We start from the raw sequence: 25,631 nt of genomic DNA on the forward strand, positions 1-25,631 counted from the left end.
TTTAAACATTAAATATTATGAAAGCAAAATATTGGATAACGGTGGGACTTGCTGGTTCTATCGCACTCACAGGATGTAAAAAAGATTTTCTTGAAGCTGAACCTTCTCAGTTTGTTTCTGCGGAGCAATTACAACGTGCATCGGAGCAAGATCCTGGCCTTTTGAATGGTAACATCGCTGGTTTATATACCACGATGTATAATACAGGGGTTGGGGGAACTACCGGGCACGACGATTTCGGCCAAAAGGGAATTGATATTTACACCGACATGCTCTGCTCTGATATGGTGTTGGGTGGTGTGAACTACGGGTGGTATGAAACAGTTGCCAGGTATCAGTCTACACTTGACTTCACAAGAAATGAAGCTTATATTCCCTGGAGGTATTATTACAGGATTATTTTTGGTGCGAATATTATAATCGATGCCTTAGGTGGTACCGATTTCGAACCAACAGAGGAAGATAAACGACAAATCATGGGCCAGTCAAAAGCCATGCGTGCTTATGGTTATTTTTATCTCTCTCAATTGTATGCGAAAGAATATGGTGACGGGAACGCTAAAACACTGCCAATTTACAAAGACACAAAGGTTCCCAACCAGCCAAAGAGCACTACAAAAGAGGTGTATGACCTTATGATTTCGGATTTGGAAGAGGCCATTACATACCTGGACGGGTTTACCAGAACTACAAAAGATCAGGTGGATCAGAATGTAGCCAAAGGGCTTCTAGCTTATGTGCTCGCATCAAGAGGCACGTCAGCTGATTGGGCCCGGGTAGAAACGCTAACGGCAGAAATTACCGCCGAATACCCTGTTACGCGGAAGAGTGAAGCAGTTGGGGTTGTAACCGCCCTTAGCGGAGTTCCGGCTACAAATCCTGAATCAGGGTTTAACAATATTGCTACGGCAAGCTGGATATGGGGTGTAGACCTTACTTTGGCAAGTGACATTGATCTCATCTCCTGGTGGGGCCAGGTGGATTATTTTACCTATAGCTATGCATGGGCCGGAGACCCAAAGGTTATGGACAGAGGTCTCTATAACACAATGCGTACCGACGACATCAGAAGGGGACAATTCCATTCTACCATGCGCCCGCTCTATAAATTCTTTGCGCCAGCAAGGGTGATCGGAGGACAGCGGCAGGTAACAACAGATCTTTTGTACATGAGAGCGGATGAGTTTTATATTTTGAACGCAGAAGCTAAAGCACGCCAAAGCAGAGATAACGATGCCAGAACTGCGCTCAAAAACTATCTTACTACCGCGGAAAGAATTGCTGATGTGTCTTATATTGATGCACTGTCCGGACAAAGTTTGCTCAATGAAATATACCTGCAAACACGTCTCGAATTTTGGGGTGAAGGTAAATCCTACCTGGCTATGAAGCGCAATAAAGCAACAATTACAAGAGGTACTAATCACTTGTTTAACGCGGGACAATCTTATCAGTATAATGCTAATGAGTTGACATTCCTTATTCCACAGGCGGAAGTTCTAAACAACCCCGTACTTAACGACTAGGTCAGCTTTAAACAGTGAGGAATAAAATAGGGCGCATCAATCATTTTGATGCGCCCTATTTATTTAGTATTTCTCGCCTACACCGCCACATTATGGTGCATCTTCCTGAACTGTTCCGGTGTTATCATCGCGTACTTCTTAAAAAATCTGCAGAAATAGGAATTGTCATCAAAATTCAGCTCACTAGCAATCTCGCTCACCGTATTGTCCGAATGCAGCAGCAATCTTTTCGCCTCCAGCATAATGCGCTCACGGATATGCTCACCTGCTGATTTACCCGTCACTTTCGTACACACGGCATTCAGGTAATTGGGCGTAATGCACAACCGAGCCGCGTAATCCTTCACGCCTTTCATCACCTTGAATTTCTCGTTGATCAGGTGCTCAAACTTCTGCACGATCATCTGGCTGTGTTTGTCTGCCACCTGTTCGTTCAGCGGAACGTAGCTGCGGTTGATCTCTACCAGTAATATGTTCAGGTACGATTTTAACACCTTCTCCTTATCCGTTTTTTTACCGGTATATTCCTCGTCCATTTTACGGAACAGGTAACTGAATTGTTCCATCTGGCCGGGTTCCAGGTGCAGGTAGGGAAGGTGTTGGTTGTAATTGAAGAAAGGAAATTCGAAAAGGTTATTGCTGTTGTACCGGAGCGTAAAGAATTCCGACGTGAACAGCAGCATATAGCCCTGTGCGTTGTGCAGTGTTTTCCAGGAATGGATTTGTCCGGGATACATGAAGAAAATGCTGCCGGGCTGTAGTTCGTAAGTTTTGAAGTCGATATCATGGGCGCCGCCGCCACCGGTTACCAGCAGGAGCATGTAAAAATCGTGGCGGTGCGGACGGGTGAAGGATTCTACCCTTGAGGAGAATTCTTCCAGCTGGGTGATCTCAAAATGGAGCCCTTGCTGGCTGGGTTGTGTTCTTACCTCTTCCAGGGTTACCAGGGGGATCACCTTCTCCATGTTCTCTTTGGCGGTTCTCATAAAGATTTGCGTAGATGGTTACGAAGATAGGTAAAAAATACCAGTTTGAAATAATTTGTCCCATAGTCGGCAGATAATCCCCCAATCCTGGTCCGCGATAGATAAACCCGGTGATGAAGATCAGTTTTTTCCCTGACGTCCATCAGTTTTATCACCTGCCCGCCCCGGTATTTTCGTACCAAATTCCCGTATCGGTATGCCGGAGATCGCTTCTTCTTCTAAAATCACCTGTTTTCACTGTGGCGATGATTGCGCGGGTAACCCTGTTGTGCTCGACGGAAAAGCCTTCTGTTGCGAAGGCTGCAAAACGGTATATGGTATTTTGAACAAGGAAGGGCTGTGTGATTATTACAGCCTGAACCCGAACCCTGGTGTGAACAGAAAAGAAATCCCCAGGAAAGACAAGTTCAGTTTCCTCGACAACGACGAAATCGTTTCCAAACTCATTGATTTTAAAGATGATGAGCAGATGCAGGTACTGCTTTACCTGCCACAGATCCATTGTAGTTCCTGCCTTTGGCTCCTCGAAAACCTCCACAAGCTTAACGACGGGGTGATCGGTGCAAAAGTGGACTTCACCCGGAAAGAAATCCGCGTCCGTTTCCGGTACATAAGTCTTTCCCTCCGGGAACTGGCCGAGCTGCTCACCAGTATCGGCTACGAACCTTACATCAGTTTAAACAGCATCACCGGGAAAAAACCGCCTTCCAATAAAGGGCTTATTTATCGTTTAGGCATCGCCGGGTTCTGCTTCGCGAACATCATGCTGATGAGTTTTCCCGAATACCTGGGATTGCCCGAGGCGGAGGCCATGCTGGGAAAACTGTTCCGTTACCTCAACCTGTTGTTGTCGTTGCCCGTATTTTTCTACTCCGCCACCACGTTTTTTCACTCGGCCTGGGGCGCGTTAAAAGCACGCTACCTCAATATCGACGCACCCATAGCGCTGGCGCTCATCGTTACTTTCGCCCGCAGTGTATACGAGGTGCTTTCCGGTACAGGCGCGGGTTATTTTGATTCCATGAGCGGCATCGTTTTCTTTATGCTCGCCGGTCGTGTGCTGCAGGACCGTACCTACCGTAAACTATCTTTTGAACGGGATTATTCTTCCTATTTCCCTTTAGGCGTAACGGTATTAAAAGGAGAGGAGGAAAAAGCCATTCCGCTGCCCGATATTCAACTCAACGATACATTGCTGATCCACTATGCCGAACTGGTTCCGGCAGACGGCATTCTTACAAGAGGAAAGGCCCTGATCGATTATAGTTTCGTAACCGGCGAATCCGTTCCCGTGGAAAAAGAAATGGGCGAAATTATTTATGCGGGCGGAAAGCAGGTGGGTGGTAACATTGAAATGCTGGTGATACGAGAAGTGACGCAAAGCTACCTGACCAGCCTCTGGAACAGGAACGAAGAAAATTCCGTTGATAAACAGACTTCTTTCGTGGAAACCATCAGCAGGTATTTTACCATCGTGGTACTGGCCATTGCATTGTCCGCAGCAGTGTTCTGGTATATAAAGGACCAGTCTGTGGTGTGGAACGCGGTTACCGCCGTACTCATTGTCGCATGTCCATGCGCGTTACTTTTGTGCCACACCTTTACCAATGGGAACATGTTGCGCCTGTTCAGCCGCAAAGGGCTTTACCTGCGCAACGCCGCGGCCATCGAAAGAATGGCGGGCACCACCTTCATTGTATTCGACAAAACGGGAACGCTTACTTCTTCCATTAGTAAGGAAATCAGTTTCGAAGGCGATCACCTCTGTTCTAAAACAAAAGAAAAGATCGCTGCGCTGGCGGCGCAATCCACCCACCCGCTCAGTAAAAGCATCGTACGTTTCCTGGATGTGAAAGGACGTCGTTCCGTAAATGGTTTCCGCGATGTGCCCGGCCAGGGCATTGAAGGCATTGTGGAAGGCGACCTGGTGAGCCTGGGTTCCGCGCGGTTCGTGCTGGGAAAAACACCGGGTTCCAACGAAACATCCGTATATGTTTCCATTGAAAATAAAGTACTGGGAAGATTTGTGTTCAGGAACGAATACCGCCAGGGTGTGCAGGAACTGGTCGCTTCCCTCAAAAGGCAGGTCAAACTCGCGGTGTTGAGTGGCGACAATGACGCTGAACGTCCGCTCCTCGAACAACTTCTCGGCACCGATGTGCCCATGCGTTTCAAACAGCAACCGGATGATAAACTGCATTTCATCCGGCAACTCAGGGCACGGGGTGAAAACGTAATGATGATCGGCGACGGGCTGAATGACGCGCCCTCACTCCGGGCCGCCGATACAGGCATCGCCATTACCGACGATACCAATCTTTTCACACCGGCCAGCGATGCTATCCTTGAAGGGAAATCGCTTGGCGATACCGCACGCTTTATTCGCATGGCCAAAGCTTCACGCCGCATCATACTTTCTGCCTTTGCCTTTTCCATCCTGTACAACATTATTGGGATCTCCTTCGCCGTATGCGGCCTGCTCAGTCCTATGATCGCGGCCATCCTAATGCCCGCAAGTTCCATCTCCATCCTGCTCATTACCTACGGATGCACTTCCTGGTTAGGCAGAAAGAAAGCTGACTAAGATCATACTTCGGCTTGAGCCATGTCATTTCCATGTCATAATCCGGAAGCTACTTTTGTTACTGTAAATAACCCCTGATCCCTATCCCGGAAAACCACCCAAACCGTAACAAACATGCAGATCATTCTCCTCTTACTTATCATCTCGCTCTCCATAGCGGCGCTCTTCCTGGGCGCCTTCCTATGGAGCGTGCGCACGGGGCAGTATGAAGATGAAGAAGCGCCTCCGGTAAGGATTTTATTCGACGATCAACCTAAAACAAATACTCCCTGACCATGCAAGCAGAGCAATTTTATTACGACAACCGGATTGTAAAGTGGTTCGCCTACGCCACCATGTTCTGGGGCATCATCGGGATGCTCGCGGGCTTGTACGCGGCCATCGCCATGTATTACCCCGCCATCAGTTTCGATTTCGCGCCCACTACTTTCGGCCGCCTGAGGCCCGTGCACACCAACGCAGTCATCTTCGCGTTCGTGGGCAACGGTATTTTCATGGGTGTGTACTATTCACTGCAACGCCTGTGCAAGGCCAGGATGTTCAGCGATAAATTATCGAATATCCACTTCTGGGGATGGCAGCTCATCATCGTGGTGGCCGCCATCACACTGCTCCTCGGTTACACTACCGGTAAAGAATATGCGGAGCTGGAATGGCCGGTGGACATCGCCATCACATTGGTATGGGTATTGTTCGGCATCAACATGTTCGGCACCATCATCAAAAGAAGGGAATCGCATCTGTATGTGGCCATCTGGTTCTACATCGCCACCTGGGTTACGGTGGCCATGCTGCACATCGTGAACTCTTTTGAAATGCCGCTTACGCTTTTCAAAAGTTATTCCTGGTACGCCGGGGTACAGGATGCCCTGGTGCAGTGGTGGTACGGGCACAACGCCGTGGCCTTCTTCCTGACCACGCCTTACCTCGGGTTGATGTATTATTTTCTGCCTAAAGCAGCCAACAGACCGGTATATTCCTACCGCCTTTCCATCATACACTTCTGGGCGCTCATCTTTATTTATATATGGGCCGGTCCACACCATCTGTTATATACTTCTTTGCCAGACTGGGCACAGTCGCTGGGCGTGGTATTCTCCGTGATGCTCATCGCGCCATCCTGGGGTGGTATGCTGAACGGGTTGTTCACGCTCCGCGGCGCATGGGATAAGGTTCGTGAAGAACCGGTGCTGAAGTTTCTCGTGGTAGCCATCACCTGTTATGGTATGGCCACTTTTGAAGGACCGATGCTTTCGTTGAAAAACGTGAACGCCATCGCGCACTTCACCGACTGGATCGTAGCGCACGTACACGTTGGCGCGCTGGGCTGGAACGGCTTCCTCACCTTCGGTGTGATCTACTGGCTGGTGCCTAAGATGTGGAACACTTCACTTTACTCTAAAAAACTGGCGGGAACACATTTCTGGATCGGCACCATCGGTATTGTGCTCTATGCTGTACCGTTGTACTGGGCAGGCTTCGCGCAAAGCAGCATGTGGAAACAGTTCACGGAAGAAGGACAACTGAAATACCAGTTCCTGGAAACCGTTACCAATATCCTTCCCCTGTACATCACGCGCAGTGTGGGCGGAACCCTTTACCTGGCGGGTGTTTTCATCATGGTGTACAATATCGCGAAAACGGTAAAGAAAGGAAGTTTTGTGGCCAACGAAGCCGTAGAAGCCGCTCCGCTTCCGAAGAACCCCGTATTGCATGGCAAAGAACACTGGCACCGCTGGATCGAGAAACGCCCGGTTCAGATGCTGGTATGGAGCCTTGTGGTGGTGGCCATTGGCGGCGCGCTGGAAATGGTGCCCACCTTCCTGGTAAAATCGAATGTGCCTACCATCAGCAGCGTGAAACCCTATACCCCGCTTGAATTGCATGGCCGTGATATTTATATCCGTGAAGGATGTTATACCTGTCACTCGCAAATGGTGCGTCCGTTCAGGGATGAGGTGGCGCGTTACGGAGAATACTCCAAAGCAGGTGAGTTCGTGTACGATCACCCGTTCCAGTGGGGATCGAAAAGAACCGGTCCCGACCTCGCGCGCATTGGCGGAAAGTATCCCGATTCCTGGCACTACAACCACATGCTGGAACCGGCTTCTATGTCGCCGGGCTCGGTGATGCCTACTTACGGCTGGCTCTTTAAACAGAATATTGATACCACGCTTACGCCGGGTATGATCCGGGTGATGCAGAAGCTGGGTGTGCCTTACGAAGAGGGCTACGATGCCCAGGCGAATAAGGACCTGGTGGAACAGGCTTCAGCCATCAAAGGACGCCTTGCCGGCGATAAAATAAAAGTAGGGGAACAACGGGAGATCGTGGCGTTGATCGCGTACCTCCAGCGCATGGGAACCGATATTAAAGTTTCAGCAGTAACGCAAAAATAAACAGCCATGAAATTCATCAACTATATCGAATCCATCAGTGGCGTAAGCATCTTCGGATTGATCTCGCTGCTGCTCTTCACCGGGTTCTTCAGCCTGATGCTGGTCTGGACCCTCAAAGCCGACAAGCGATTGATAGAAGAGATAAGTCATATTCCACTTGACCCCGAACAGAACCACTAACCGCAAACTCATTTGTATGTTTTCCATATCTATGCTTCAGAAATATATTCCGGCCCTGTGCTTAACGGCGCTGCTCCTCCCCACGCAACTCCGCGCGGAGGGGCCGCCCCGTCCTTCTGAAATCGAACACCCCGTAGCTATTGTATTGCTGGTGGTAATCGTTGGATTACTCATCGCCATCGGCGTACTCGCTAATGTGGTACTGGGTGCCTCCCAGGTGTTCAGGGAAAAAATGGAGAAGCTGAAAAAAGCCGCGCAAGCCACTACCATACTTTTCCTGCTCTTTATGGCGGTCCCCGCTTTCGCGCAGGAGGAAACAGCACAACCCGCGGCCGTACCTTTCCAGGCTGTGGAAGGACTTTCAAATTTTTCCTTCTTCACCATGATGTCCATCATCGCCCTGGAACTTATCATCATCGTGGCGCTTCTTTTCAACCTCCGTTTTTTACTCGGATTACAAAAAGTAAAAACACCGGTTGCTGAAGCGGAAAAAAAACAGGGCCCATCCTGGTTTGAGAAATGGAACGGTTTTGTGTCGAAAGAAAAAGAAGCTTCCATCGATTTGGGCCACGACTACGATGGGATCCGCGAACTGGATAACCGGCTGCCGCCGTGGTGGCTTTATGGATTTTACCTTACCATCATTTTCGGCGTAATCTACCTGTGGCGCTTCCATGTTTCGGAAACCGCGCCTTCCAGCGCGGAAGAGTTCCGCATCGCCATGGAAAACGCGGAACGTGAGCAGGAGGAATACCTTAAAAAAGCCGCCAACCGTGTAGATGAGAGCAATGTGGAAATGATCAGTGATGCCGCACAACTCACCGCGGGCAAAAATGTGTTCATCGCCAGCTGTGTGGCCTGTCATGGCAAAGCGGGTGAAGGTGGCGTAGGCCCCAATCTTACAGATGCGTACTGGCTGCACGGCGGTTCTGTGAAAGATATTTTCAAAACAATTAAATATGGTGTTCCTGAAAAAGGGATGAAGGCCTGGAAAGATGATTTCTCGCCTTCACAGATCGCGCAACTGGCATCGTATATCAGAACATTGAAAGGAACGAATCCCGCCGGGGCGAAGGAGAAGCAGGGGGATTTGTTTGAGGAATAAGTTCACGCAAAGACGCGAGGGGGCAAGGACGCAAAGCCTTGATGGTTGGGATCGTTCTTGCAGCTTTTATTGCTGGTCTTCTTATAACAAAGTTTATTAATAGTAGCTCAACTAATTGCAGTGCGAATAGCATCATTTACATACATCTTAAAAAGCATCGGGGTTTCATCCAATAAACCACCCCTTGCGTCCTTGCTCCCTCGCGTCTTTGCGTGAAAAATAACCACTATAGAAAACAAAAAATGCCCGATCCATCCAACATACCATCACAAACCTTCCGCGACACCCTCGCCACCGTTTCCGCCACCGGTAAGCGCAACTGGATTTACGCGCAACAGCCAAAAGGAAAATGGTACACCCGTCGCACGGTATTGAGTTGGGCCTATTTTATATTGTTCTTCAGCGTGCCATTCATTTATATTCATGGCGTGCCGCTGTTTCAGATCAATATCCCGCAGGGCAAGTTCATCCTCTTCACCAAAGTATTCTGGCCCCAGGACTTCTTCATCTTCGCGCTGGCCATGATCGCGTTCATCGTGTTCATTATTCTCTTCACCGCGGCGTTCGGAAGGTTGTTCTGCGGTTGGGCCTGTCCGCAGACCATTTTTATGGAAATGCTTTTCCGCAGGCTCGAATACTGGATTGAAGGCTCCGCCGCAAAGCAGAAATTGCTGAACAAAGCGCCCTGGAATACAGATAAGATTATGCGTAAAACGGGTAAGCACATCGCCTTCTTCCTGCTTTCTTTTTTGATCGCGAATACATTCCTGGCTTATATCATTGGTATCCACGACCTGAAAAAGATCATCACCGAGCCTGTGACTGAACACCTTGGCGGGTTCTTCTCGCTCATCATTTTTACGGGCATATTTTACAGCGTGTATGCTTTTTTCCGCGAACAGGCCTGTACCGTTGTTTGTCCGTACGGCAGGTTGCAGGGCGTATTGCTGGATAAGAATTCCGTGGCCGTGGCTTATGATTACAACCGCGGGGAGCCGAGGGGGAAATTCAAAAAAGGAAATACTTCAGGCGGCGATTGTATTGATTGTTTCCAATGTGTGAAAGTGTGCCCAACGGGCATAGATATACGAAATGGCATCCAGATGGAGTGTGTGGGTTGTACGGCCTGTATTGATGCCTGCGACCGCATGATGGAAAGCATCGGAAAGCCACTCGGGCTGATCCGCTACGCTTCGGAAAATTCGATCGCTAAAAAGCAGCCGCTTCGTTTTACCGCTCGCATGAAGTTATATTCTGCGCTGTTGCTGGTGATTGTTGGATTGCTTTCTTTCATGATCTATACCCGGAAAGATGTGATCGTTACCGTGCTCCGCGCCCCTGGTATGTTGTACCAGGAAAGGGGCACAGACAGTCTTTCCAACCTCTACAATGTAAAGTTGTCCAATAAAACCATTCATCCCCTGGAACTTACCTTGGAAGTGGATTTTCCCGGGGCGAGGGTGGAATATGTCGGGAAACGTTCGTTGCACGTGGCGCCGCAGGCGCAGGGGGAAGGGACTTTCTTTATTGTACTTCCGCAGCAAAACATCAAAGGACGTAAAACAGCTTTGCAAATCAATATTTACGAGGGCGATAAGAAACTGGCGCATACGGCTACCAGTTTTCTCGGTCCCGTTCAACCTTAAATAAACGACCATGAACTGGGGTAAAGGAATACTGATCGTTTTCATTTTGTTCGCCACACTCATAGGCACACTCGTGTTTAAAAGCAATGGCGTGAAAACGGAGCTTGTCACGAAGAATTATTATGAAGAAGAGCTGGCGTACCAGGATAAGATTGATGGCATGACCAACGCGCGGCGCCATGATATGAACGCGACAGTTTCACAGGACAACGAAACGCTCCGTTTCCAATGGCCGGATTCGCTGGACTTTCCCACAGAAGGAGAGCTATGGTTCTACTATGCTTCAGATGCATCAAGGGATCGGAAGATGCGTTTTTCCACAGCGGGTTCCGGTGTTTTTGAGCTGGATAAATCGGTGTTATCAACGGGGGATTACCAGGTGAAAATCAGTTGGGAAAAGGCGGGTAAAAAATACTATCAATCATGTCCGGTATCCATCTACTGAGTGTGAACTTTTCGTTGTTCCTGCCTGCTTTGGTATTGGGGGCCATCAGCAGTATGCACTGCGTGGGCATGTGCGGGCCCATCGCTTTTGCGTTGCCGGGCATGAACGGAGGCATGTGGAAACGGTGGGTGAACATAGGCCTGTACAATATAGGCCGTGTGTCGAGTTATGCGGTAATCGGAACAGGAGCCGGACTGATAGGTAGAACATTTTATGAATACCGGTGGCACCAGTGGTTCTCCGTGATAGCCGGAGTGCTGATTATAGTGGTGGTTTTTTCGGGTAAGTTGTACAAAAGAAGAGGGGCCACTCCAAAATATGTGGCCAAACTGCAACAATTTACGGGGAAATGGTTCCACAGTGAAAAGCGTTTTGCCCCCTTCCTGATTGGGATTGGCAATGGATTTTTGCCCTGTGGGGTCGTTTACCTGGCCGTAATTTCGGCCTCCGGGATGTCGCAATCGGTGGCCGACGGGGCATTTTTTATGGCTGCTTTTGGGGTGGGAACTATTCCCGCTTTGCTGGCGCTATCCGCTTTTGGCTTCTTCTTCAGGGCATCCGTGAGGAACTCCTATAGAAAGATGATCCCATATATCTCAATAGTGGCGGGCGTTTTATTGATTTTAAGGGGGATGAACCTGGGCATTCCGTTCCTGAGTCCGGAGATCAATAACCTGATGAAAGGCGCTATACACTGCGCAAATAATTAGCGGTAGAAATTAGGTATTATGAAAAAAACAATGTAACTTTTATACGTGCTTTAATCTTTTCTTAACAGCACTACACCCTTTATTGGTATTAGTTTTGCCATTAAGAAAGTATAGAAGAAAAGCAGTCAATTTTCTCATAAGCAGTTAGTTTTGGTTACAGCCCCTGTTTCTACAGGGGCTTTTTATTTTGAGCTGCTTTCCACCAGTGTTTCAAGAAGAAATTTCCTATTAATACACCCGCTATGTCGGCTACAATATCTTCCCATTCAAAAGACCGGTTCGGAACGAAGAAATGCTGAATGAACTCCATGATGATCCCGAACGCGATGATATAAAATGCTATCCTTGCAGATGGTGCATATTCCTGTTGAACAGAGCGTACCCAAAGAATCTGGAGTACAGCGAAGAGTACAACATGAACGGCCATATCAGTACCCGGGGGGAACTTAAAACTACCGGCGGTTTTGGGCACTTTTGATCCCGGCATACAGAGCAGAAAGATGATGGTGGAGGTCCAAAGTATTGCGAGTAGCCAGTAGCCGGTTTTGCGCGTCATGAAAAATGAAATGGTTCGTGGCTAAGATACAACGCGGTTCCGGGTAAAAAAAGGCCGGACCAAAAAGCCCGGCCTGGGGTTGGGAAAAACCCCGCCTTGAGAAACCAGCTATTTCACGGTATTATTTGGGAAGCACCACGGTATCTATCACGTGGATCACACCATTGCTCTGGTAAACATCTTTAATGGTTACCATGGCTGAATGTCCGCTTTCGTCCATCAATACCAATTTGTTACCTTTCATGGAAGCCGTGAGTTTACCACCCTGTACAGTGGTGAACACCGCTTTACCGTTTCCTTCTTTGATCTTGGCCATAATGGCGGCCGCATCGTATTTTCCTGCCACCACATGGTAGGTTAATACAGCGGTGAGTTTGCTTTTATTTTCAGGTTTCAACAGTGTTTCCACGGTGCCGGAGGGCAGTTTGTCGAATGCGCGGTTCACCGGTGCGAAAACCGTAAACGGCCCTTCTCCCTGCAATGTCTCCACCAACCCCGCGGCTTTTACCGCCGCCACAAGCGTGGTATGGTCCTTTGAATTCACTGCATTCTGTACGATATTCTTAGACGGATACATAGGTGCACCACCTACTTCAACAGTTTTTTCCTGTGCGCAAACGGTTGTGGTTACCAGTAAGGCCAGCGCGGCAAGCGCGTGTTTCATCTTTTTCATTCTATTTTATTTTAAATGTTTTGAAGTGGAGAAACCGGCCGGTTCCGAAGATTTATTTTGCATCATCTACGGTTTTGTAGTTGGATTGGATTTACAGATATTTGCAGCAAACCAAAAAAACATCAAATGAACTTTCCTGATAACCTGAAGTACACCAAGGACCACGAATGGATCCGCCTGGAAGGAAACGTAGCCACCATTGGCATTACCGAATTCGCACAAAGTGAACTGGGCGACATCGTTTATGTGGAAGTGGAAACAGTGGGAAAGGCCCTGGCCGCAAATGAAGTTTTCGGAACCGTGGAAGCGGTAAAAACCGTGAGCGACCTGTTCCTCCCCGTTGCAGGCACCATTACTGAACTTAACCCGGCATTGGCCAACGCACCCGAACTCGTGAACTCCGATCCATACGGTGAAGGATGGATGGTGAAAATGACCGTGGACAATGTAGCAGACGTGGAATCGCTGCTGGATGCCGCCGCCTACCAGGCTGTAGTGGCATAATTTTTTCATCAGGAAAAAATCTCCCCGACATAATTTATCGTAAGTGGTGTAACAGCCACTTTTTTTGTGCGTTGTTTGGGAAAGCCTATATTCGTTTTAAACATTGCCTTGAGTACGCCGATCAAATACAATGAACAGGAGCTTATCTCTTTGCTAAAAGCAAAGGACAGCAACGCGTTCTCGTATCTGTACGAGCATTACTCAGGGGCTTTGCACAATATAGTGCTGCAGATCGTAACCGATGGCGAAACCGCAAGAGATGTATTGCAGGAAGCCTTCGTGAACATCTGGAAGAAGATAGACAGCTACGACCCCCAAAAGGGCAGGCTCTTCACCTGGATGCTCAACGTAACACGCAACCTCTCGATAGATACCGTCCGCTCGAAAGGATTCCAGAACAACCAGAAAAACACGGAACTCAACGATGTAACCGAGGCCTACACCCAGGTGGTGAAGCCCGATATCGACAACATAGGATTGAAAAAAGTGCTACAGAAACTGAAGGAAGAACACCGGCTTTTGATTGACCTTTCTTATTTCAAAGGGTACACCCACGATGAAATCGCCCAAATGCAGGGCATCCCGCTGGGAACCGTGAAAACAAGAATACGAACGGCATTGATACAATTAAAAGAATATTTAAAATAGCAAACAAAACAACCATCTTTCAAACACAAACAGGAACTTTAAAATAGCAATAGAAAGTTGAATACGCAGGAGTACATATCAAGTGGAATTGTTGAGAGCTACGTGCTTGGACTGGCCTCACAGGAAGAAGCCGCCGAATTCGAGCGGGCCTGTGTCACCTATCCCGAAGTACTTGCCGCCCGTGAAGCCTTCGAGCTTTCACTGGAACAGCAGCTGCTTGCAAATGCTGTACCTCCGCCTGCCGGCTTGCTGGATGATATTTTCGCCGCGGCCGATATAGATAATTCACCTACCACTGTTGAGATTGACCCCAACGGGTCGCCAACTTTCCCCGTGGATCCCGTGGCACCACAGGCGCCTGTGGTGACCATGCAGCGCACCCCCTCCTTCGGATGGATGGCCGCGGCAGCATTGATCCTGCTGATCGGAAGCGCCGCCCTTAATTTCTACCTGTACCGCCAGTATGAAGGGGTGAAGGCGGAACAAGCCGCCCTCGCTTCACAAAATAAAGAGGTGATGGACAGGATCGCGGAAGCGGAAAAAAGCCTGGCGCTCCTAAAAGACCCGGCTAACCAGCCCGTGATCATGAACGGCGTAGGCAATTCGCCCGATGCTAAAGCCACTGTTTACTGGAACACCAATACCAAAGATGTTTATCTCCTCGTCAATAACCTGCCTGTTCCCGAAGCCGGTAAACAATACCAGTTGTGGGCGCTCGTAGACGGAAAACCCGTAGATGCCGGTGTTTTTGAAGTGGATCCCGCAGGCAACCTGGTTACTAAAATGAAGAATATTCCCCAGGCGCAGGCATTCGCCGTTACCCTGGAGAAGAAAGGGGGCAGCCCAACGCCAACCCTCACCGCGATGTATGTAATGGGACAGATCTAAAAATCGTGTTCCTGGAAATACAATAATATATGATCTTTCAGAAATGCCTCCTGCTCGGGTAACGCCATAGGAGGCACTTCTTTTAACTGCCTGAAATGCGGCCATCCGTCGCCGTCATGTCCTTCCAATACAAAAAAACCGCTCGGCGCCAGCACGGTACATACTGCAATGTGCATCAGGTCCTGCTTCTGTTCCTTCGAAAATTTATTTTCCGTTTGCCCGCTTTCCTGGATGCCGATCAGGAACAGGATCGTTTCCATATCCGGCTTTTTCCCGAACCTTTCCACCAGTTTCGCCTCCAGTGTCCACCACCGCTGTTGCAGATCATCATTGATATTCATGGCCCAAAGGTAATACCGTATCCTGTATCTTTGCCCAAAACAGCGTAACATGTTACAGGTAGCCGTGATAAGGCAGCAACCGGAATGGGTCAAGGAAAGACTGGCCATAAGGAATTTCAAGGAAACCGACCTGGTGGACCAAATCATTGAACTGGATGAAAAAAGAAGAAAACTGCAGGCTGAATTTGATGCCACGCAGTCGAAAATAAACAGTGCCTCCAAAGAGATCGGCATACTGATGGGGAAAGGCGATAAGGCTGGCGCAGAGCAGAAAAAACTGGAAGTGCCCGCACTGAAAGCTTCCCTGCAACCTATTACCGAACAACTCCAGGAAGCGGAAAAGGCCCAGCACGACCTGCTGGTGAAATTGCCCAACCTGCCATCCGGTGAAGTACCCCCCGGTACTTCCGCCGAAGATAATGTGGTGGTGAGAAGCGGAGGCCCCGAACCACAACTGGGCGCCGACGCGCTCCCGCACTGGGACCTCATCGTGAAATACGACCTCATCGATTTTGAAACCGGCTCCAAAATCACCGGCCGCGGTTTCCCTTTGTACAAAGGAAGGGGTGCACGTCTGCAACGCGCTATGGTGCAGTATTTCCTCGATTTCAATACCAATGCGGGGTACACCGAATACCAGCCGCCACTGCTGGTGAACGAAGCCTCCGCTTACGGAACCGGGCAACTACCCGATAAGGAAGGGCAAATGTATTTTGTAACAGAAGATAATTTCTACCTCATCCCCACTTCAGAAGTACCCCTCACCAATATTTACAGAGATGATATTCTGAAGGAAACGGAACTTCCGGTGAAGATAACCGCCTATACCCCCTGTTTCCGCCGCGAAGCGGGTAGTTTCGGCAAAGATGTGCGCGGCCTCAACCGCCTGCACCAGTTCGATAAAGTGGAAGTGGTACAGATTGTTCACCCGGAAAAAAGTTACGAAGTACTCGATGAAATGGTGCGCCACGTAGAGCACTTGCTGCAGAGTCTGGAACTGCCTTACCGCATCCTGAAACTGTGTGGCGGCGATATGGGCTTCACTTCCGCGCTCACCTACGATTTCGAAGTGTTCTCCGCCGCCCAGCAACGCTGGCTGGAAGTGAGTTCCGTTTCCAATTTCGAGACGTACCAGACCAACCGCGCCAAAATCCGCTTCAAAGATGAACACGGTAAAATACACCTGGCACACTCCCTTAACGGAAGTTCACTCGCCCTGCCGCGCATCATCGCGTGTTTATTGGAGAACAACCAGAAAGAAGACGGGATACACCTGCCTGTTAGTCTGCACAATTATTTCGGTGCGAAGGTGATTAGTTGATCTTTATTCAGACATTTTGATACTGAAAAGTGAGCCCCGGCTCACTTTTTTGTTTGGTGCTATAATATGCAGGTGTATTTGAATAACTTCGCCCCCAATATGGGCCGCATGTCCCATGTTGTATAACCCTTTTTTACATTTTAAACCCTTACTTGGCATGAAAAAGCTATCGCTTTTACTCAGTCTTCTTGTGTGCTGTTTTTCCGTTAACGCACAGTTCAAAAAAGATCAGTTACTTATTGGTACAGGCATTAACTGGCGCTACAGTCTGGATGACGGCTATCCGGATGGAACTGTTACCGGACCATCAAAGAGAAAAACAAACTACATGCTCTTCTCTCCTCAAGTAGGCATATTTTTAAATGCCAGCACGGTACATGGAGTAAAACTGAATATTGGCTTCTCTTCAGAGAAAGAATACCGGCGAACATATAGCAATCCGGCAACCCTGGCATCGCGAATGAATACGACCATGTTAGGGGCCGGATATTTCCTGAAAAAATTTATTCCTTTGCATGATAGGGTAGGTCTCTATGGAGAAGGTCTGTTAGAGTTCCTGCATTTATCAGAAAAGCTTAGGATTGAACCTGAGTTTGGCGGAAGTGGTATCGGCTTTCAGGATAAACCTTTCCAAGTGACCCTGAACGCTGCTGCAGGTCTTTACTTTAAACCCTCATCCCGTTTTCTGCTGATGGCGGGGACCTCGCTGGCAGGTGCTGAATACATGCGGAGCAAAAAACTCTCGACCCATGATTTTGATATTCACGCAGGCGTGAGCTCAGGACTGCAATTGAGTGTGTACTACATTGTTCCGTAACATAGCTCCAGGATGACGCATTCATTGTGTGTTTATATATATGCATGCCGGTTAACAAAACCTTCTGTTAATCTATTTTGAATACGGTGTTAAAGTGAGCTCCCGCTCACTTTTTTGTTGGGCCAGACATTACATTTACGCCCGTAAACCAGGTGACCTAACACTTATCATAATGAAACATTTTTTATCCTTCATCGCCTTATTCTTCATCTTTCAATCAGCATCAGCGCAATTCAGTAAAGGAAATAAATTATTAGGCGGCACAGTAAACTTCAGTAGTATTTCTTCATTTGATGTACCTCAACTTTCAAGTGGTATTTCTTCCGCCGCTTCTACCAACATCAGTTTTTTACCTTCTGTTTCCTTCTTTACTTCTTCTTCCTTATCGCATGGTATAAGGTTGAAAGGATCATTTTATTCGAATAAGACGGAGTATCTGGAAGGGGGAACAACCAGGGTTTCCCGGTATAGCAATAATAGTTTTGGCGCCGGCTATTTTTTAAGGAAGTACATACCGGTTATAGAAACAATGGGCTTTTACGGAGAGCTGGCACCGCAATTCATATATTCAACCTTTAAATGGACCGCGTCAAACACCAATAACTCCGGAACAGAAATTTCACTACCTATAGGCACCGGACTGTATTACCTCGCCGGGAAAAAGTGTATGTTGTCGGTAGATTTTACCCTCGCTAATATTTCAAGGTCATCTTCCGACTGGTCAGGGGTTACCTGGGAAACCAAAGGACTCCTTTCCTCCGGCATCGGCTTCAGCGGCTACTACAGATTCTGATTACCTTAACATTTTTTTCCGCCCCGCTTAAACCCTGGCACTTTTATTTCTTCTATAACGGTAAATACATACATTGTATGGCCGTTTCTAACCAGCAGAAAAATCAACATCTTTTGTGGCGCGCGGGCTTTGGTCCGGCAGCGGAAGAAATGGAGCAGTTGAAGACTGCTACCCCCAAAGCATACCTGAAAGCTTTGATGGCCGCTTCCGCAAAGGCCCCCGCACCCATTGATGTAGTAGACAACAACACCCGTGAACTTTTCCGGATGATATCCGATGCGCAGTTGAAAAGGAAAGAACTGTCGGATATGCAAAGGCGCGAGTTGCAGAAAAATTACCGCGACGGCATAAAACGGCTGAACCTCGCCTGGATGAACCAGATGGTAAACTCCGACGCGCAGCTCCGGGAAAAGATGGCGCTTTTCTGGCATGGACATTTCGCTTCCCGCCAGGTAAACCTCTTCTTCAACCAGGCTCTACTCAATGAAATAAGAACCCACGCACTAGGGAACTTTGGCGATCTGCTGAAAGCCGTTTCTCATTCAGCTTCCATGCTCGCCTTCCTCAACAACCAGCAGAACAGGAAACAATCGCCCAACGAAAACTTCGCACGGGAAGTGATGGAGTTGTTTACGATGGGCCGTGGAAATTATACGGAGAAAGACATTAAAGAAGCCGCCCGTGCCTTTACCGGATGGGGTTACAATGCACAAGGTGATTTCGTTTTCAGAAAAAATGTGCACGATGAAGGCGTAAAAACCGTACTTGGCAAAACAGGTAACCTTACCGGGGATGATGTGTTGAATATTCTGTTGGAACAAAAACAAACCGCGACCTACATCACCACAAAAATCTACCGGTATTTTGTAAACGAAGAAGTGAATCAGCAACATGTGAACTGGCTCGCCGAAAGATTTTACAAGAACGGATACAGGATTGACCAGTTGATGAGCGATATTTTTTCTTCGGATTGGTTTTATGAAGAAAAGAACATCGGGGTGAAAATAAAATCGCCCGTTGAACTACTGGCGGGCATCCGCCGGCTGGTGCCGATGAACATTGAGAATGAAGAAGTGCAATTACTTTTTCAACGCGCCCTGGGTCAACTACTTTTCTATCCGCCCAACGTGGCCGGCTGGCCCGGTGGAAAAAACTGGATCGACAGCTCCACACTCATGCTCCGGATGCGTATTCCTCAACTCATTTCCGAATCCGCTGTATTCAGTCTTTCTCCCAAAGATGATGATGATATTATGATGGGTATGAAAGACAAAGCCGCCACCGCGCTGTTGAAAGCGAAGGGCGGCGGTCAGCAGATAAAAGTGGTGATCAACTGGAACATATATACGAAGCAGTTTGAACAGGTGCCCCGCGAGCAATTGCTCAATAAACTATCGGATGCGCTGCTGCAACTGAAGCCTGCGAATACCACGCCGGTGGCTAAGTACACCGATAGTACCAATCGCGAACAATTCATTAAAACAGCCACCATTCAACTGATGAGTACACCGGAATACCAGTTGTGCTAATTCCTCCATCCTCCAAATTCAACGCCATGTTCATAAAGAGAAGAACTTTCCTACAAACCGGCTCACTCGCCACCGCCAGCCTGATGCTGCCGAAATTCCTGAAAGCATTTGAGCAGCCAGCCATGGTACCCCCCGGCAACAAAGTGTTGGTGGTATTGCAATTGAGCGGCGGGAACGATGGTTTGAATACCGTGATACCCGTTCGCAACGACCTGTACTTCCAAGCACGCCCGAAGATTGGCATCGAAAGAACGGCAGCCTTGTCGCTGACCGATGAGGTTGGCCTGCACCCCGCGCTTACCGGGTTCAAAGCCTTATACGACGAAGGTGCGCTCGGCATCATGAACAGCGTGGGATATCCGAACCCCGACCGCTCCCATTTCAGAAGTATGGACATCTGGCATACCGCCAGCAAAAGTGATGAGTATTGGAACACCGGCTGGCTCGGACGCTACCTCGACGCGCAGTGCAGCGGATGCGACAAACCCACCCAGGCGCTGGAAGTAGACGATGTGCTGAGCCTGGCTTTGAAAGGAAAAGATGCCAAAGGCATCGCACTGAAGGATCCACGCAAGTTGTTCGGCACCAGCCAGGATAAATTCCTGAAAGATATCCTGAAAGAACATGATACTTCCCACAACGAACGGCCTGTGGATTACCTCTATAAAACGATGGCTGAAACCATCAGTTCCGCCGATTACATCTACAAACAAAGTAAACTCCGCCCTAGTTCCGCAGGATATCCCGGAACGGAAATGGGGCAAAGTCTGAAAACTATCGCTTCGTTGATCTTCTCTGATATCAATACAAAAGTATATTACCTCTCCCTGGGTAGTTTTGATACACACGTGAACCAGGACGCCCAGCAGAAAAGGCTTTTCACCGAAATGAACGATGCCGTTACCGCTTTCGTAAAAGACCTGAAGACCAACAACCGCTTCAACGATGTGGTGCTGATGAGTTTTTCCGAATTCGGCAGAAGGGTGAAACAGAATGCCAGCAACGGCACCGACCATGGTACCGCCAACAACATGTTCTTCGTGGGCGGCGGCTTAAAGGAAAAAGGACTCCTCAACGCCATGCCCGATCTCGCCAACCTTAAAGATGGTGACCTTCAATATAAGGTAGACTTTAAAAATGTGTACGCCACGTTGCTCCGCAACTGGCTCGGTGTAGACGATGCGGCTATCCTTGGCAGAAAATACGATCACCTCAGTTTTGTGTAAACTTCTTATATAGATGGCTCGGTCAAAGGTCAATGCCCTGCGCAAGCGGGGCATTTTTTGTTGCCGCTAACATTATTACTCCGATATTTGTATCTACAAATATTGAAAGGATGAAGTTTGAACAGTTGAAACTGAGTGTACTCGACCAGTCGATCGTGAGAAAAGGCGGCACCGCGGCTGAAGCGGTGGCCAATACCATTGCCACGGCTAAACTGGCTGAAAAGCTTGGCTATCACAGGTTTTGGGTATCAGAACACCACAATTCCACCATGATAGCCGGTTCCGCCCCAGAATTGTTAATGGTGAAACTGGGTTCTGAAACCAGTACTATACGCATCGGTTCGGGTGGTATCATGCTGCCCAACCACAGCGCCCTGAAAGTGGCGGAAAACTTCAGGATGCTGGAAACGCTTTTCCCGGGCCGCATCGATCTGGGGATGGGCCGCGCACCCGGAGGCGACCGCATCACGGCTTCCTTACTCAATCCATCCAACACGTTCAGCGAAGCCGATTACCTCGAACAACTGAAACACCTCCAGGCATTCTTTCGCGACGAAGCCCGCACACAGTATGGAGATATTATTGCCGTTCCGCAGTGCGCCACCATTCCGCAGCAATGGATACTCAGTTCCAGCGGTGGCAGCAGCGCAATAGCGGCCAGGTTCGGGATGGGACTGGCCATTGCACGGTTCATCAACGGGAACGCTACGCCTGAAGTGGCGGAAACTTACCGCAAACAATTCGTGCCCAGCGAAGCGTTTCCTGAACCGCACGCTATTTTGTCCATCTCCGTACAATGTGCTGATACAGAAGAAAAAGCAATGGAACTCCGTAAACTGGCTGATTACACACTGATCCAGTTTGAGAAAGGATATTTCGGTCCCATCGGGAGCTATGATGAAATAAAAGATTATGTTTTTTCACCCGCGGAAGAAGAACGTATCCGGCAGAACGCGGGGCGCATCGTTTCCGGAACGCCGGACCAGGTGAAGGAGCAGCTTGCCCGTCTCGCCAATGATTTCGGAGTGGACGAGATCGTGGTAACGTGTATGACTTACGCGCAGGAGGATAGGGTGAGGTGTTTGGAGCTGCTGAAAGGATAGTTGTTTCTCGCAACGGCGCTACGACGCCACGTTAGAACGTGCTGATGTGTTCAGCGTAAGCTGGTAAACCGCAGGCGTTGAGCATCGGATAAACGCAAATGCATCCAACAGAAACAAATAAAAATGGAGTGGTGTATCAAAGGATGATATGCCACTCCATTTTTTTATTTATTCGATTTACCATTATAACAGACAACCCAACAAATCAACAGCCCGTTGCGTCGTAGCGCCGTTGCGAGAAATTAACCTAAAGTGAAACCTATTTACTTCACCCCGTGCATCAACTTCTTCAGCAACGGATTCAACACAAACAATATCAGCGCGCCCGCTGCCGGTACCAGCGTGAAAATGAGAAAGAAAGTAGAAAGCGAGTATGCTTCCGTGATCTTATCGATCATACCGCCCATGGTACCCGCGGCTTTGTTACCAATGGCGATGGCGAGGTACCAGATACCGAACATGATGGCGATCATCCTTGCGGGCACCAGCTTACTTACATAAGAAAGTCCCACGGGAGAGATGCACAACTCGCCTAAAGTATGGAACAGGTAAGCGAGGATCAGCCAGATCATACTAACGGAGGCGACTTTGGCGCCTTGCGGAATTTCGGAGGAGCCGAAGGCGAGGAAGCCGAAGCCCAGGCCGAGCAACAGTAACCCGATGCCGAACTTCACAGCACCGCTGGGGTTAAACTTACTCTCCCAGAGTTTGGAGAACAGGGGAGCGAACGTGATGATGAAAAGTGAGTTCAGGATACCGAACCAGGTGGCGGGAACCTCGGTACCCGTCGCGGAGAATTGCCTGGAGAGCATCCAGATCACGATACCCCAGATCAGGACAAAACTGAGGGAAAGAATAATATTGGCCAGCGCGTATTTCGCGAAGGTTTGCTGGAAGAGTTTGAACAATACATAAGAGATGATGCCCAAAGGAACGATGGTGATCAGCGTATTGATGACCTTAAAAGCCATGGCACTCGCACCTTCCAGGGAGCGATTGGTGTAATCGCCCGCAAAGATGGTCATGGAGCCGCCCGCCTGTTCAAATGCCGCCCAGAAAAACACGGTGAAGAACGCGAATATCACCACGGCGATCATCCGGTCTCTTGTAATACGGTCGTAGCGGATGATCCGGCTGATCAGAATAAATACAAAGATGAGCACGGCGGATACGATGGCGAACGTATCACCGGGGTTTCCGGCTACTGTAAAGTTGAAGAAATTGTACTCGGATATTTTCGACATCGGGTCGTTGATGATCCAGAGTAACCCGGTGATGGCCACTATTGCGATGAGGAACAGGTCCAATTTGGTAAAGGGATTCAGTTTATCTCCGTTCTCATCTACCGTTTTTTTCACAGCGGAAGTATCCGTGTTTTTCTCCGGTTTCAGACCAACGTTCCCGAAAATATTCTGGGAGAAATAAAACTGCAGCATGCCGAAGAACATGAAGATACCGGCGAGTCCGAAGCCCCAGCTCCAGGAAACCGTTTCCCCGATGTATCCGCAGAGCATGATGCCCAGGAAGGCTCCGGCGTTCACACCCATGTAGAATATAGTATAAGCACCATCTTTTTTATCCTGATGGTCCTTGTACATGTTGGAAACGATGGAGGTCATGTTGGGTTTGAAGAAGCCGTTCCCGATCACCAACAGGAAAAGTCCGAGGTACATGAAGAACTGCGTTTCGAAGGCCATGGAAGCATGTCCCAGTGTCATTAATGTGGCGCCCAATACTACCGCCCACCGGTAACCGATGATTTTGTCCGCCACATATCCGCCTAAAATGGTGGTGAGGTAAGCGAGGGAAGTGTAGGAACCGTAAAGTGCCAGGGCGTTCTCCCGCGGCCATCCCCAGCCGGGGTTATCGCCAATGATAGACGAGGTAAGGAACAATACAAGCAGGGCGCGCATGCCGTAGTAGGAGAACCTTTCCCACATTTCGGTGAAGAACAACACGAACAGTCCGGAAGGATGCCCTAATACTTTTGATTTGAAAAAATCATTGGTTTCAAAGTTCATAACTAATCAGATTGATGTTTTTATTTAACGCCGTGCATGTATTTCTTAAGGAAGGGAGAGAGCAGGAGCAGCAGTCCTCCGGAGATCAGGCCCACGATAAACAGGAACCAGAACAACTCGGAATAGGCGTTCAGCGAAGCTTTCACATCGGTTACCACGCCGCCCACGGTTTCCACGCTGGCGATATTGGCCAGCACCGCGGCGATGAATTCAGAACCGGCGGTAGCCAGGAACCAGGCGCCCATCATAAAGCCCACAATGCGGGGCACGGATAATTTGGTTACCGCTGAAAGTCCTACGGGTGAAAGCGATAATTCGCCCAGGGTATGGAACAGGTAGGTGAGCACGAGCCATACCAGCGGTACTTTACCCAGGCTATCCGCGTTTTTGATGCCCAATACCAGCACGCCGAAGCCGATGCCCGCGAAAAGCAGTCCCATAGCGAATTTCACCGGTGTATTGGGTTCCATCTTTTTCTTCGCCAGTTTGATCCACAGCCAGGCCAGTACCGGGGCGAGCAATATAATAAAGAGTGAATTGAGGGATAAGATCTGACTGGCTTTCACTTCTCCGCCTAAAACGTTGCGGTCCACCACCCGGTCGGCGAACAGGTTCATGGAAGTATAGGCCTGTTCGAAGAGCGCCCAGAATACCACGGTAAATATGATCAGGATCAGGAGCACCAGCATCTGTCCTTTTTCCTGGGGCGTACATTTCCGCAGGATGAACCAGAGCAGGAAGGCCACCACCGCGATGGATACGGCCGACAGAATGGTGCCCACCACATGGTGGTACTGCACCAGTTGCCAGCACACGAAAACGCCTGCGAGGGAAAGAATATAGATCAGCCATTCCCGGCTGATGCCAACAGGTGTTTTTTGTTGGAGCAGCGCCGGGTCCTTGGGTTCGGCCTTGCCCATCAGAAATTTCTGTCCCCAGATGAATACGATCAGTCCAAGCAGCATCCCGATGCCCGCCGCGCCAAAGCCGTAGCGCCAGCCATAGGTTTCCCCCAGCCATCCGCACAACAGCGTCGCGATGAATGAACCGGTGTTGATGCCCATATAAAATATAGTGAACCCGGAATCCCTGCGGGGATCGTCTTTTTCATACAAAGCGCCCACGATGGTGGAGATATTGGGTTTCAGGAATCCCACGCCCATGATGATCAGCCCCATGGAAAGGTAGAATACCTGTATGGCCGATTCATCCCGCACCACATTGCCCGCAGCGTCGTAATAGGCCTGGAAGCCTTCCACGGCCATGCCGAGGTGACCAAGTACCAACAGGATGGCGCCGAAGATCACGGCTTTCCGGAAACCGAGGTATTTATCGGCCAGCAGTCCGCCCAGGATGGGCAACGCATAAACGAGCGCCGCGTAGTTGCCCACGATTTCGTTGCCTGCTTTGTCGGTAAAAAAATGGTATTTGGTGAGGTAGAAGATCAGGAGGGCTTTCATGCCGTAGAAAGAGAACCTTTCCCACATTTCGGTAAAAAAGAGCACAAAGAGACCGGGTGGGTGCCCGGCAATAGTCCGCTGCCCCAATGCAGGGTTAGGTGAATTCATACGCAGGTTGCAAAAATGTTGACAATAAAATAACGGGGCGTAAAATACTGATTAATTTGACG

The 25,631-nt window shown here is 49.0% G+C and carries 24 protein-coding genes; 18 read left to right on the top strand and 6 right to left on the bottom strand.

All coding sequences use genetic code 11. From position 1 onward, the window contains the following. Positions 1 to 17 precede the first annotated feature (17 nt). Entirely contained in the window at positions 18 to 1,526 is a 1,509-nt protein-coding gene (locus M4J38_RS13670; protein ID WP_251760178.1) for a RagB/SusD family nutrient uptake outer membrane protein, read from the top strand. Positions 1,527 to 1,603: 77 nt separating this feature from the next. Here M4J38_RS13670 and M4J38_RS13675 read toward each other — a convergent pair whose 3' ends face one another. Next, positions 1,604 to 2,512, bottom strand: coding sequence for a helix-turn-helix transcriptional regulator (locus M4J38_RS13675; RefSeq protein WP_251760179.1), 909 nt, complete (start codon positions 2,510 to 2,512; stop codon positions 1,604 to 1,606). Positions 2,513 to 2,708: 196 nt separating this feature from the next. On the opposite strand from M4J38_RS13675, the gene M4J38_RS13680 reads away from it, so the two are divergent. The 8 genes from M4J38_RS13680 to M4J38_RS13715 all read left to right on the top strand — a co-directional run bounded on the left by M4J38_RS13680 (position 2,709) and on the right by M4J38_RS13715 (position 11,581). Then, the gene (locus M4J38_RS13680) at positions 2,709 to 5,096 is read left to right on the top strand and encodes a heavy metal translocating P-type ATPase metal-binding domain-containing protein (protein WP_251760180.1); all 2,388 of its coding nucleotides are present in this window, start codon (positions 2,709 to 2,711) and stop codon (positions 5,094 to 5,096) included. 114 nt (positions 5,097 to 5,210) lie between these two features. Then, a complete protein-coding gene (gene ccoS / locus M4J38_RS13685; protein WP_251760181.1) occupies positions 5,211 to 5,369 on the top strand; it encodes a cbb3-type cytochrome oxidase assembly protein CcoS in 159 nt (52 codons plus the stop codon). Positions 5,370 to 5,371: 2 nt separating this feature from the next. Beyond that, positions 5,372 to 7,495, top strand: a complete 2,124-nt coding sequence (ccoN, locus tag M4J38_RS13690) for a cytochrome-c oxidase, cbb3-type subunit I (protein WP_251760182.1) — start codon at positions 5,372 to 5,374, stop codon at positions 7,493 to 7,495. A 6-nt stretch (positions 7,496 to 7,501) separates the two neighbouring features. Then, a complete protein-coding gene (locus M4J38_RS13695; RefSeq protein ID WP_251760183.1) occupies positions 7,502 to 7,675 on the top strand; it encodes a CcoQ/FixQ family Cbb3-type cytochrome c oxidase assembly chaperone in 174 nt (57 codons plus the stop codon). 16 nt (positions 7,676 to 7,691) lie between these two features. After that, a complete protein-coding gene (locus tag M4J38_RS13700; RefSeq protein WP_251760184.1) occupies positions 7,692 to 8,780 on the top strand; it encodes a cbb3-type cytochrome c oxidase N-terminal domain-containing protein in 1,089 nt (362 codons plus the stop codon). A 242-nt stretch (positions 8,781 to 9,022) separates the two neighbouring features. After that, positions 9,023 to 10,426, top strand: a complete 1,404-nt coding sequence (gene ccoG / locus M4J38_RS13705) for a cytochrome c oxidase accessory protein CcoG (protein WP_251760185.1) — start codon at positions 9,023 to 9,025, stop codon at positions 10,424 to 10,426. Between the two features lie 10 nt (positions 10,427 to 10,436). Continuing rightward, positions 10,437 to 10,871: a FixH family protein gene (locus tag M4J38_RS13710; RefSeq protein ID WP_251760186.1), complete on the top strand. Its 435-nt coding sequence runs from the start codon at positions 10,437 to 10,439 to the stop codon at positions 10,869 to 10,871. Further along, positions 10,850 to 11,581, top strand: coding sequence for a sulfite exporter TauE/SafE family protein (locus M4J38_RS13715; protein WP_251760187.1), 732 nt, complete (start codon positions 10,850 to 10,852; stop codon positions 11,579 to 11,581). The genes M4J38_RS13710 and M4J38_RS13715 overlap by 22 nt, the downstream gene beginning before the upstream one ends. Before the next feature lie 169 nt (positions 11,582 to 11,750). Here M4J38_RS13715 and M4J38_RS13720 read toward each other — a convergent pair whose 3' ends face one another. Together M4J38_RS13720 and M4J38_RS13725 are read right to left on the bottom strand one after the other, a co-directional pair. After that, positions 11,751 to 12,137: a VanZ family protein gene (locus tag M4J38_RS13720; RefSeq protein ID WP_251760188.1), complete on the bottom strand. Its 387-nt coding sequence runs from the start codon at positions 12,135 to 12,137 to the stop codon at positions 11,751 to 11,753. Positions 12,138 to 12,258: 121 nt separating this feature from the next. Further along, the gene (locus tag M4J38_RS13725) at positions 12,259 to 12,810 is read right to left on the bottom strand and encodes a fasciclin domain-containing protein (RefSeq protein ID WP_251760189.1); all 552 of its coding nucleotides are present in this window, start codon (positions 12,808 to 12,810) and stop codon (positions 12,259 to 12,261) included. 126 nt (positions 12,811 to 12,936) lie between these two features. Between M4J38_RS13725 and gcvH the strand changes: the two genes are divergently transcribed. The 3 genes from gcvH to M4J38_RS13740 all read left to right on the top strand — a co-directional run bounded on the left by gcvH (position 12,937) and on the right by M4J38_RS13740 (position 14,850). Beyond that, a complete protein-coding gene (gcvH, locus tag M4J38_RS13730) occupies positions 12,937 to 13,314 on the top strand; it encodes a glycine cleavage system protein GcvH (RefSeq protein WP_251760190.1) in 378 nt (125 codons plus the stop codon). A gap of 108 nt (positions 13,315 to 13,422) precedes the next feature. After that, the gene (locus M4J38_RS13735) at positions 13,423 to 13,962 is read left to right on the top strand and encodes an RNA polymerase sigma factor (RefSeq protein WP_251760191.1); all 540 of its coding nucleotides are present in this window, start codon (positions 13,423 to 13,425) and stop codon (positions 13,960 to 13,962) included. Positions 13,963 to 14,019: 57 nt separating this feature from the next. Continuing rightward, the gene (locus M4J38_RS13740; RefSeq protein ID WP_251760192.1) at positions 14,020 to 14,850 is read left to right on the top strand and encodes an anti-sigma factor domain-containing protein; all 831 of its coding nucleotides are present in this window, start codon (positions 14,020 to 14,022) and stop codon (positions 14,848 to 14,850) included. On the opposite strand, the gene M4J38_RS13745 is transcribed toward M4J38_RS13740, so the two are convergent. Next, a complete protein-coding gene (locus tag M4J38_RS13745; RefSeq protein WP_251760193.1) occupies positions 14,847 to 15,191 on the bottom strand; it encodes a hypothetical protein in 345 nt (114 codons plus the stop codon). The genes M4J38_RS13740 and M4J38_RS13745 overlap by 4 nt on opposite strands. A 49-nt stretch (positions 15,192 to 15,240) precedes the next feature. On the opposite strand from M4J38_RS13745, the gene serS reads away from it, so the two are divergent. The 6 genes from serS to M4J38_RS13775 all read left to right on the top strand — a co-directional run bounded on the left by serS (position 15,241) and on the right by M4J38_RS13775 (position 21,980). Further along, positions 15,241 to 16,512, top strand: coding sequence for a serine--tRNA ligase (serS, locus tag M4J38_RS13750; protein WP_251760194.1), 1,272 nt, complete (start codon positions 15,241 to 15,243; stop codon positions 16,510 to 16,512). 157 nt (positions 16,513 to 16,669) lie between these two features. Further along, entirely contained in the window at positions 16,670 to 17,329 is a 660-nt protein-coding gene (locus M4J38_RS13755) for an outer membrane beta-barrel protein (RefSeq protein WP_251760195.1), read from the top strand. A 172-nt stretch (positions 17,330 to 17,501) separates the two neighbouring features. Beyond that, positions 17,502 to 18,122: a hypothetical protein gene (locus M4J38_RS13760; RefSeq protein WP_251760196.1), complete on the top strand. Its 621-nt coding sequence runs from the start codon at positions 17,502 to 17,504 to the stop codon at positions 18,120 to 18,122. A gap of 77 nt (positions 18,123 to 18,199) precedes the next feature. Further along, entirely contained in the window at positions 18,200 to 19,651 is a 1,452-nt protein-coding gene (locus tag M4J38_RS13765; protein ID WP_251760197.1) for a DUF1800 domain-containing protein, read from the top strand. Between the two features lie 26 nt (positions 19,652 to 19,677). After that, positions 19,678 to 20,877, top strand: a complete 1,200-nt coding sequence (locus M4J38_RS13770) for a DUF1501 domain-containing protein (RefSeq protein ID WP_251760198.1) — start codon at positions 19,678 to 19,680, stop codon at positions 20,875 to 20,877. Positions 20,878 to 20,987: 110 nt separating this feature from the next. Beyond that, entirely contained in the window at positions 20,988 to 21,980 is a 993-nt protein-coding gene (locus tag M4J38_RS13775; RefSeq protein WP_251760199.1) for an LLM class flavin-dependent oxidoreductase, read from the top strand. Positions 21,981 to 22,243: 263 nt separating this feature from the next. Here M4J38_RS13775 and M4J38_RS13780 read toward each other — a convergent pair whose 3' ends face one another. Both M4J38_RS13780 and M4J38_RS13785 read right to left on the bottom strand, forming a co-directional pair. Then, positions 22,244 to 24,001 carry a peptide MFS transporter gene (locus tag M4J38_RS13780; RefSeq protein ID WP_251760200.1) on the bottom strand — a complete coding sequence of 586 codons (1,758 nt, stop codon included), beginning with the start codon at positions 23,999 to 24,001 and terminating at the stop codon, positions 22,244 to 22,246. A gap of 20 nt (positions 24,002 to 24,021) precedes the next feature. Beyond that, positions 24,022 to 25,569, bottom strand: a complete 1,548-nt coding sequence (locus M4J38_RS13785) for a peptide MFS transporter (RefSeq protein WP_251760201.1) — start codon at positions 25,567 to 25,569, stop codon at positions 24,022 to 24,024. Positions 25,570 to 25,631 lie beyond the last annotated feature (62 nt).

It is taken from the genome of Parasegetibacter sp. NRK P23 (assembly GCF_023721715.1).
GTDB lineage: Bacteria > Bacteroidota > Bacteroidia > Chitinophagales > Chitinophagaceae > Parasegetibacter.

Coding starts and splice junctions, on each gene's coding strand:
- M4J38_RS13670 (WP_251760178.1), top strand. CDS start 18: ATGAAAGCAAAATATTGGATAACGGTGGGACTTGCTGGTTCTATCGCA.
- M4J38_RS13675 (WP_251760179.1), bottom strand. CDS start 2,512: ATGAGAACCGCCAAAGAGAACATGGAGAAGGTGATCCCCCTGGTAACC.
- M4J38_RS13680 (WP_251760180.1), top strand. CDS start 2,709: ATGCCGGAGATCGCTTCTTCTTCTAAAATCACCTGTTTTCACTGTGGC.
- ccoS (WP_251760181.1), top strand. CDS start 5,211: ATGCAGATCATTCTCCTCTTACTTATCATCTCGCTCTCCATAGCGGCG.
- ccoN (WP_251760182.1), top strand. CDS start 5,372: ATGCAAGCAGAGCAATTTTATTACGACAACCGGATTGTAAAGTGGTTC.
- M4J38_RS13695 (WP_251760183.1), top strand. CDS start 7,502: ATGAAATTCATCAACTATATCGAATCCATCAGTGGCGTAAGCATCTTC.
- M4J38_RS13700 (WP_251760184.1), top strand. CDS start 7,692: ATGTTTTCCATATCTATGCTTCAGAAATATATTCCGGCCCTGTGCTTA.
- ccoG (WP_251760185.1), top strand. CDS start 9,023: ATGCCCGATCCATCCAACATACCATCACAAACCTTCCGCGACACCCTC.
- M4J38_RS13710 (WP_251760186.1), top strand. CDS start 10,437: ATGAACTGGGGTAAAGGAATACTGATCGTTTTCATTTTGTTCGCCACA.
- M4J38_RS13715 (WP_251760187.1), top strand. CDS start 10,850: ATGTCCGGTATCCATCTACTGAGTGTGAACTTTTCGTTGTTCCTGCCT.
- M4J38_RS13720 (WP_251760188.1), bottom strand. CDS start 12,137: ATGACGCGCAAAACCGGCTACTGGCTACTCGCAATACTTTGGACCTCC.
- M4J38_RS13725 (WP_251760189.1), bottom strand. CDS start 12,810: ATGAAAAAGATGAAACACGCGCTTGCCGCGCTGGCCTTACTGGTAACC.
- gcvH (WP_251760190.1), top strand. CDS start 12,937: ATGAACTTTCCTGATAACCTGAAGTACACCAAGGACCACGAATGGATC.
- M4J38_RS13745 (WP_251760193.1), bottom strand. CDS start 15,191: ATGAATATCAATGATGATCTGCAACAGCGGTGGTGGACACTGGAGGCG.
- serS (WP_251760194.1), top strand. CDS start 15,241: ATGTTACAGGTAGCCGTGATAAGGCAGCAACCGGAATGGGTCAAGGAA.
- M4J38_RS13755 (WP_251760195.1), top strand. CDS start 16,670: ATGAAAAAGCTATCGCTTTTACTCAGTCTTCTTGTGTGCTGTTTTTCC.
- M4J38_RS13760 (WP_251760196.1), top strand. CDS start 17,502: ATGAAACATTTTTTATCCTTCATCGCCTTATTCTTCATCTTTCAATCA.
- M4J38_RS13765 (WP_251760197.1), top strand. CDS start 18,200: ATGGCCGTTTCTAACCAGCAGAAAAATCAACATCTTTTGTGGCGCGCG.
- M4J38_RS13770 (WP_251760198.1), top strand. CDS start 19,678: ATGTTCATAAAGAGAAGAACTTTCCTACAAACCGGCTCACTCGCCACC.
- M4J38_RS13775 (WP_251760199.1), top strand. CDS start 20,988: ATGAAGTTTGAACAGTTGAAACTGAGTGTACTCGACCAGTCGATCGTG.
- M4J38_RS13780 (WP_251760200.1), bottom strand. CDS start 24,001: ATGAACTTTGAAACCAATGATTTTTTCAAATCAAAAGTATTAGGGCAT.
- M4J38_RS13785 (WP_251760201.1), bottom strand. CDS start 25,569: ATGAATTCACCTAACCCTGCATTGGGGCAGCGGACTATTGCCGGGCAC.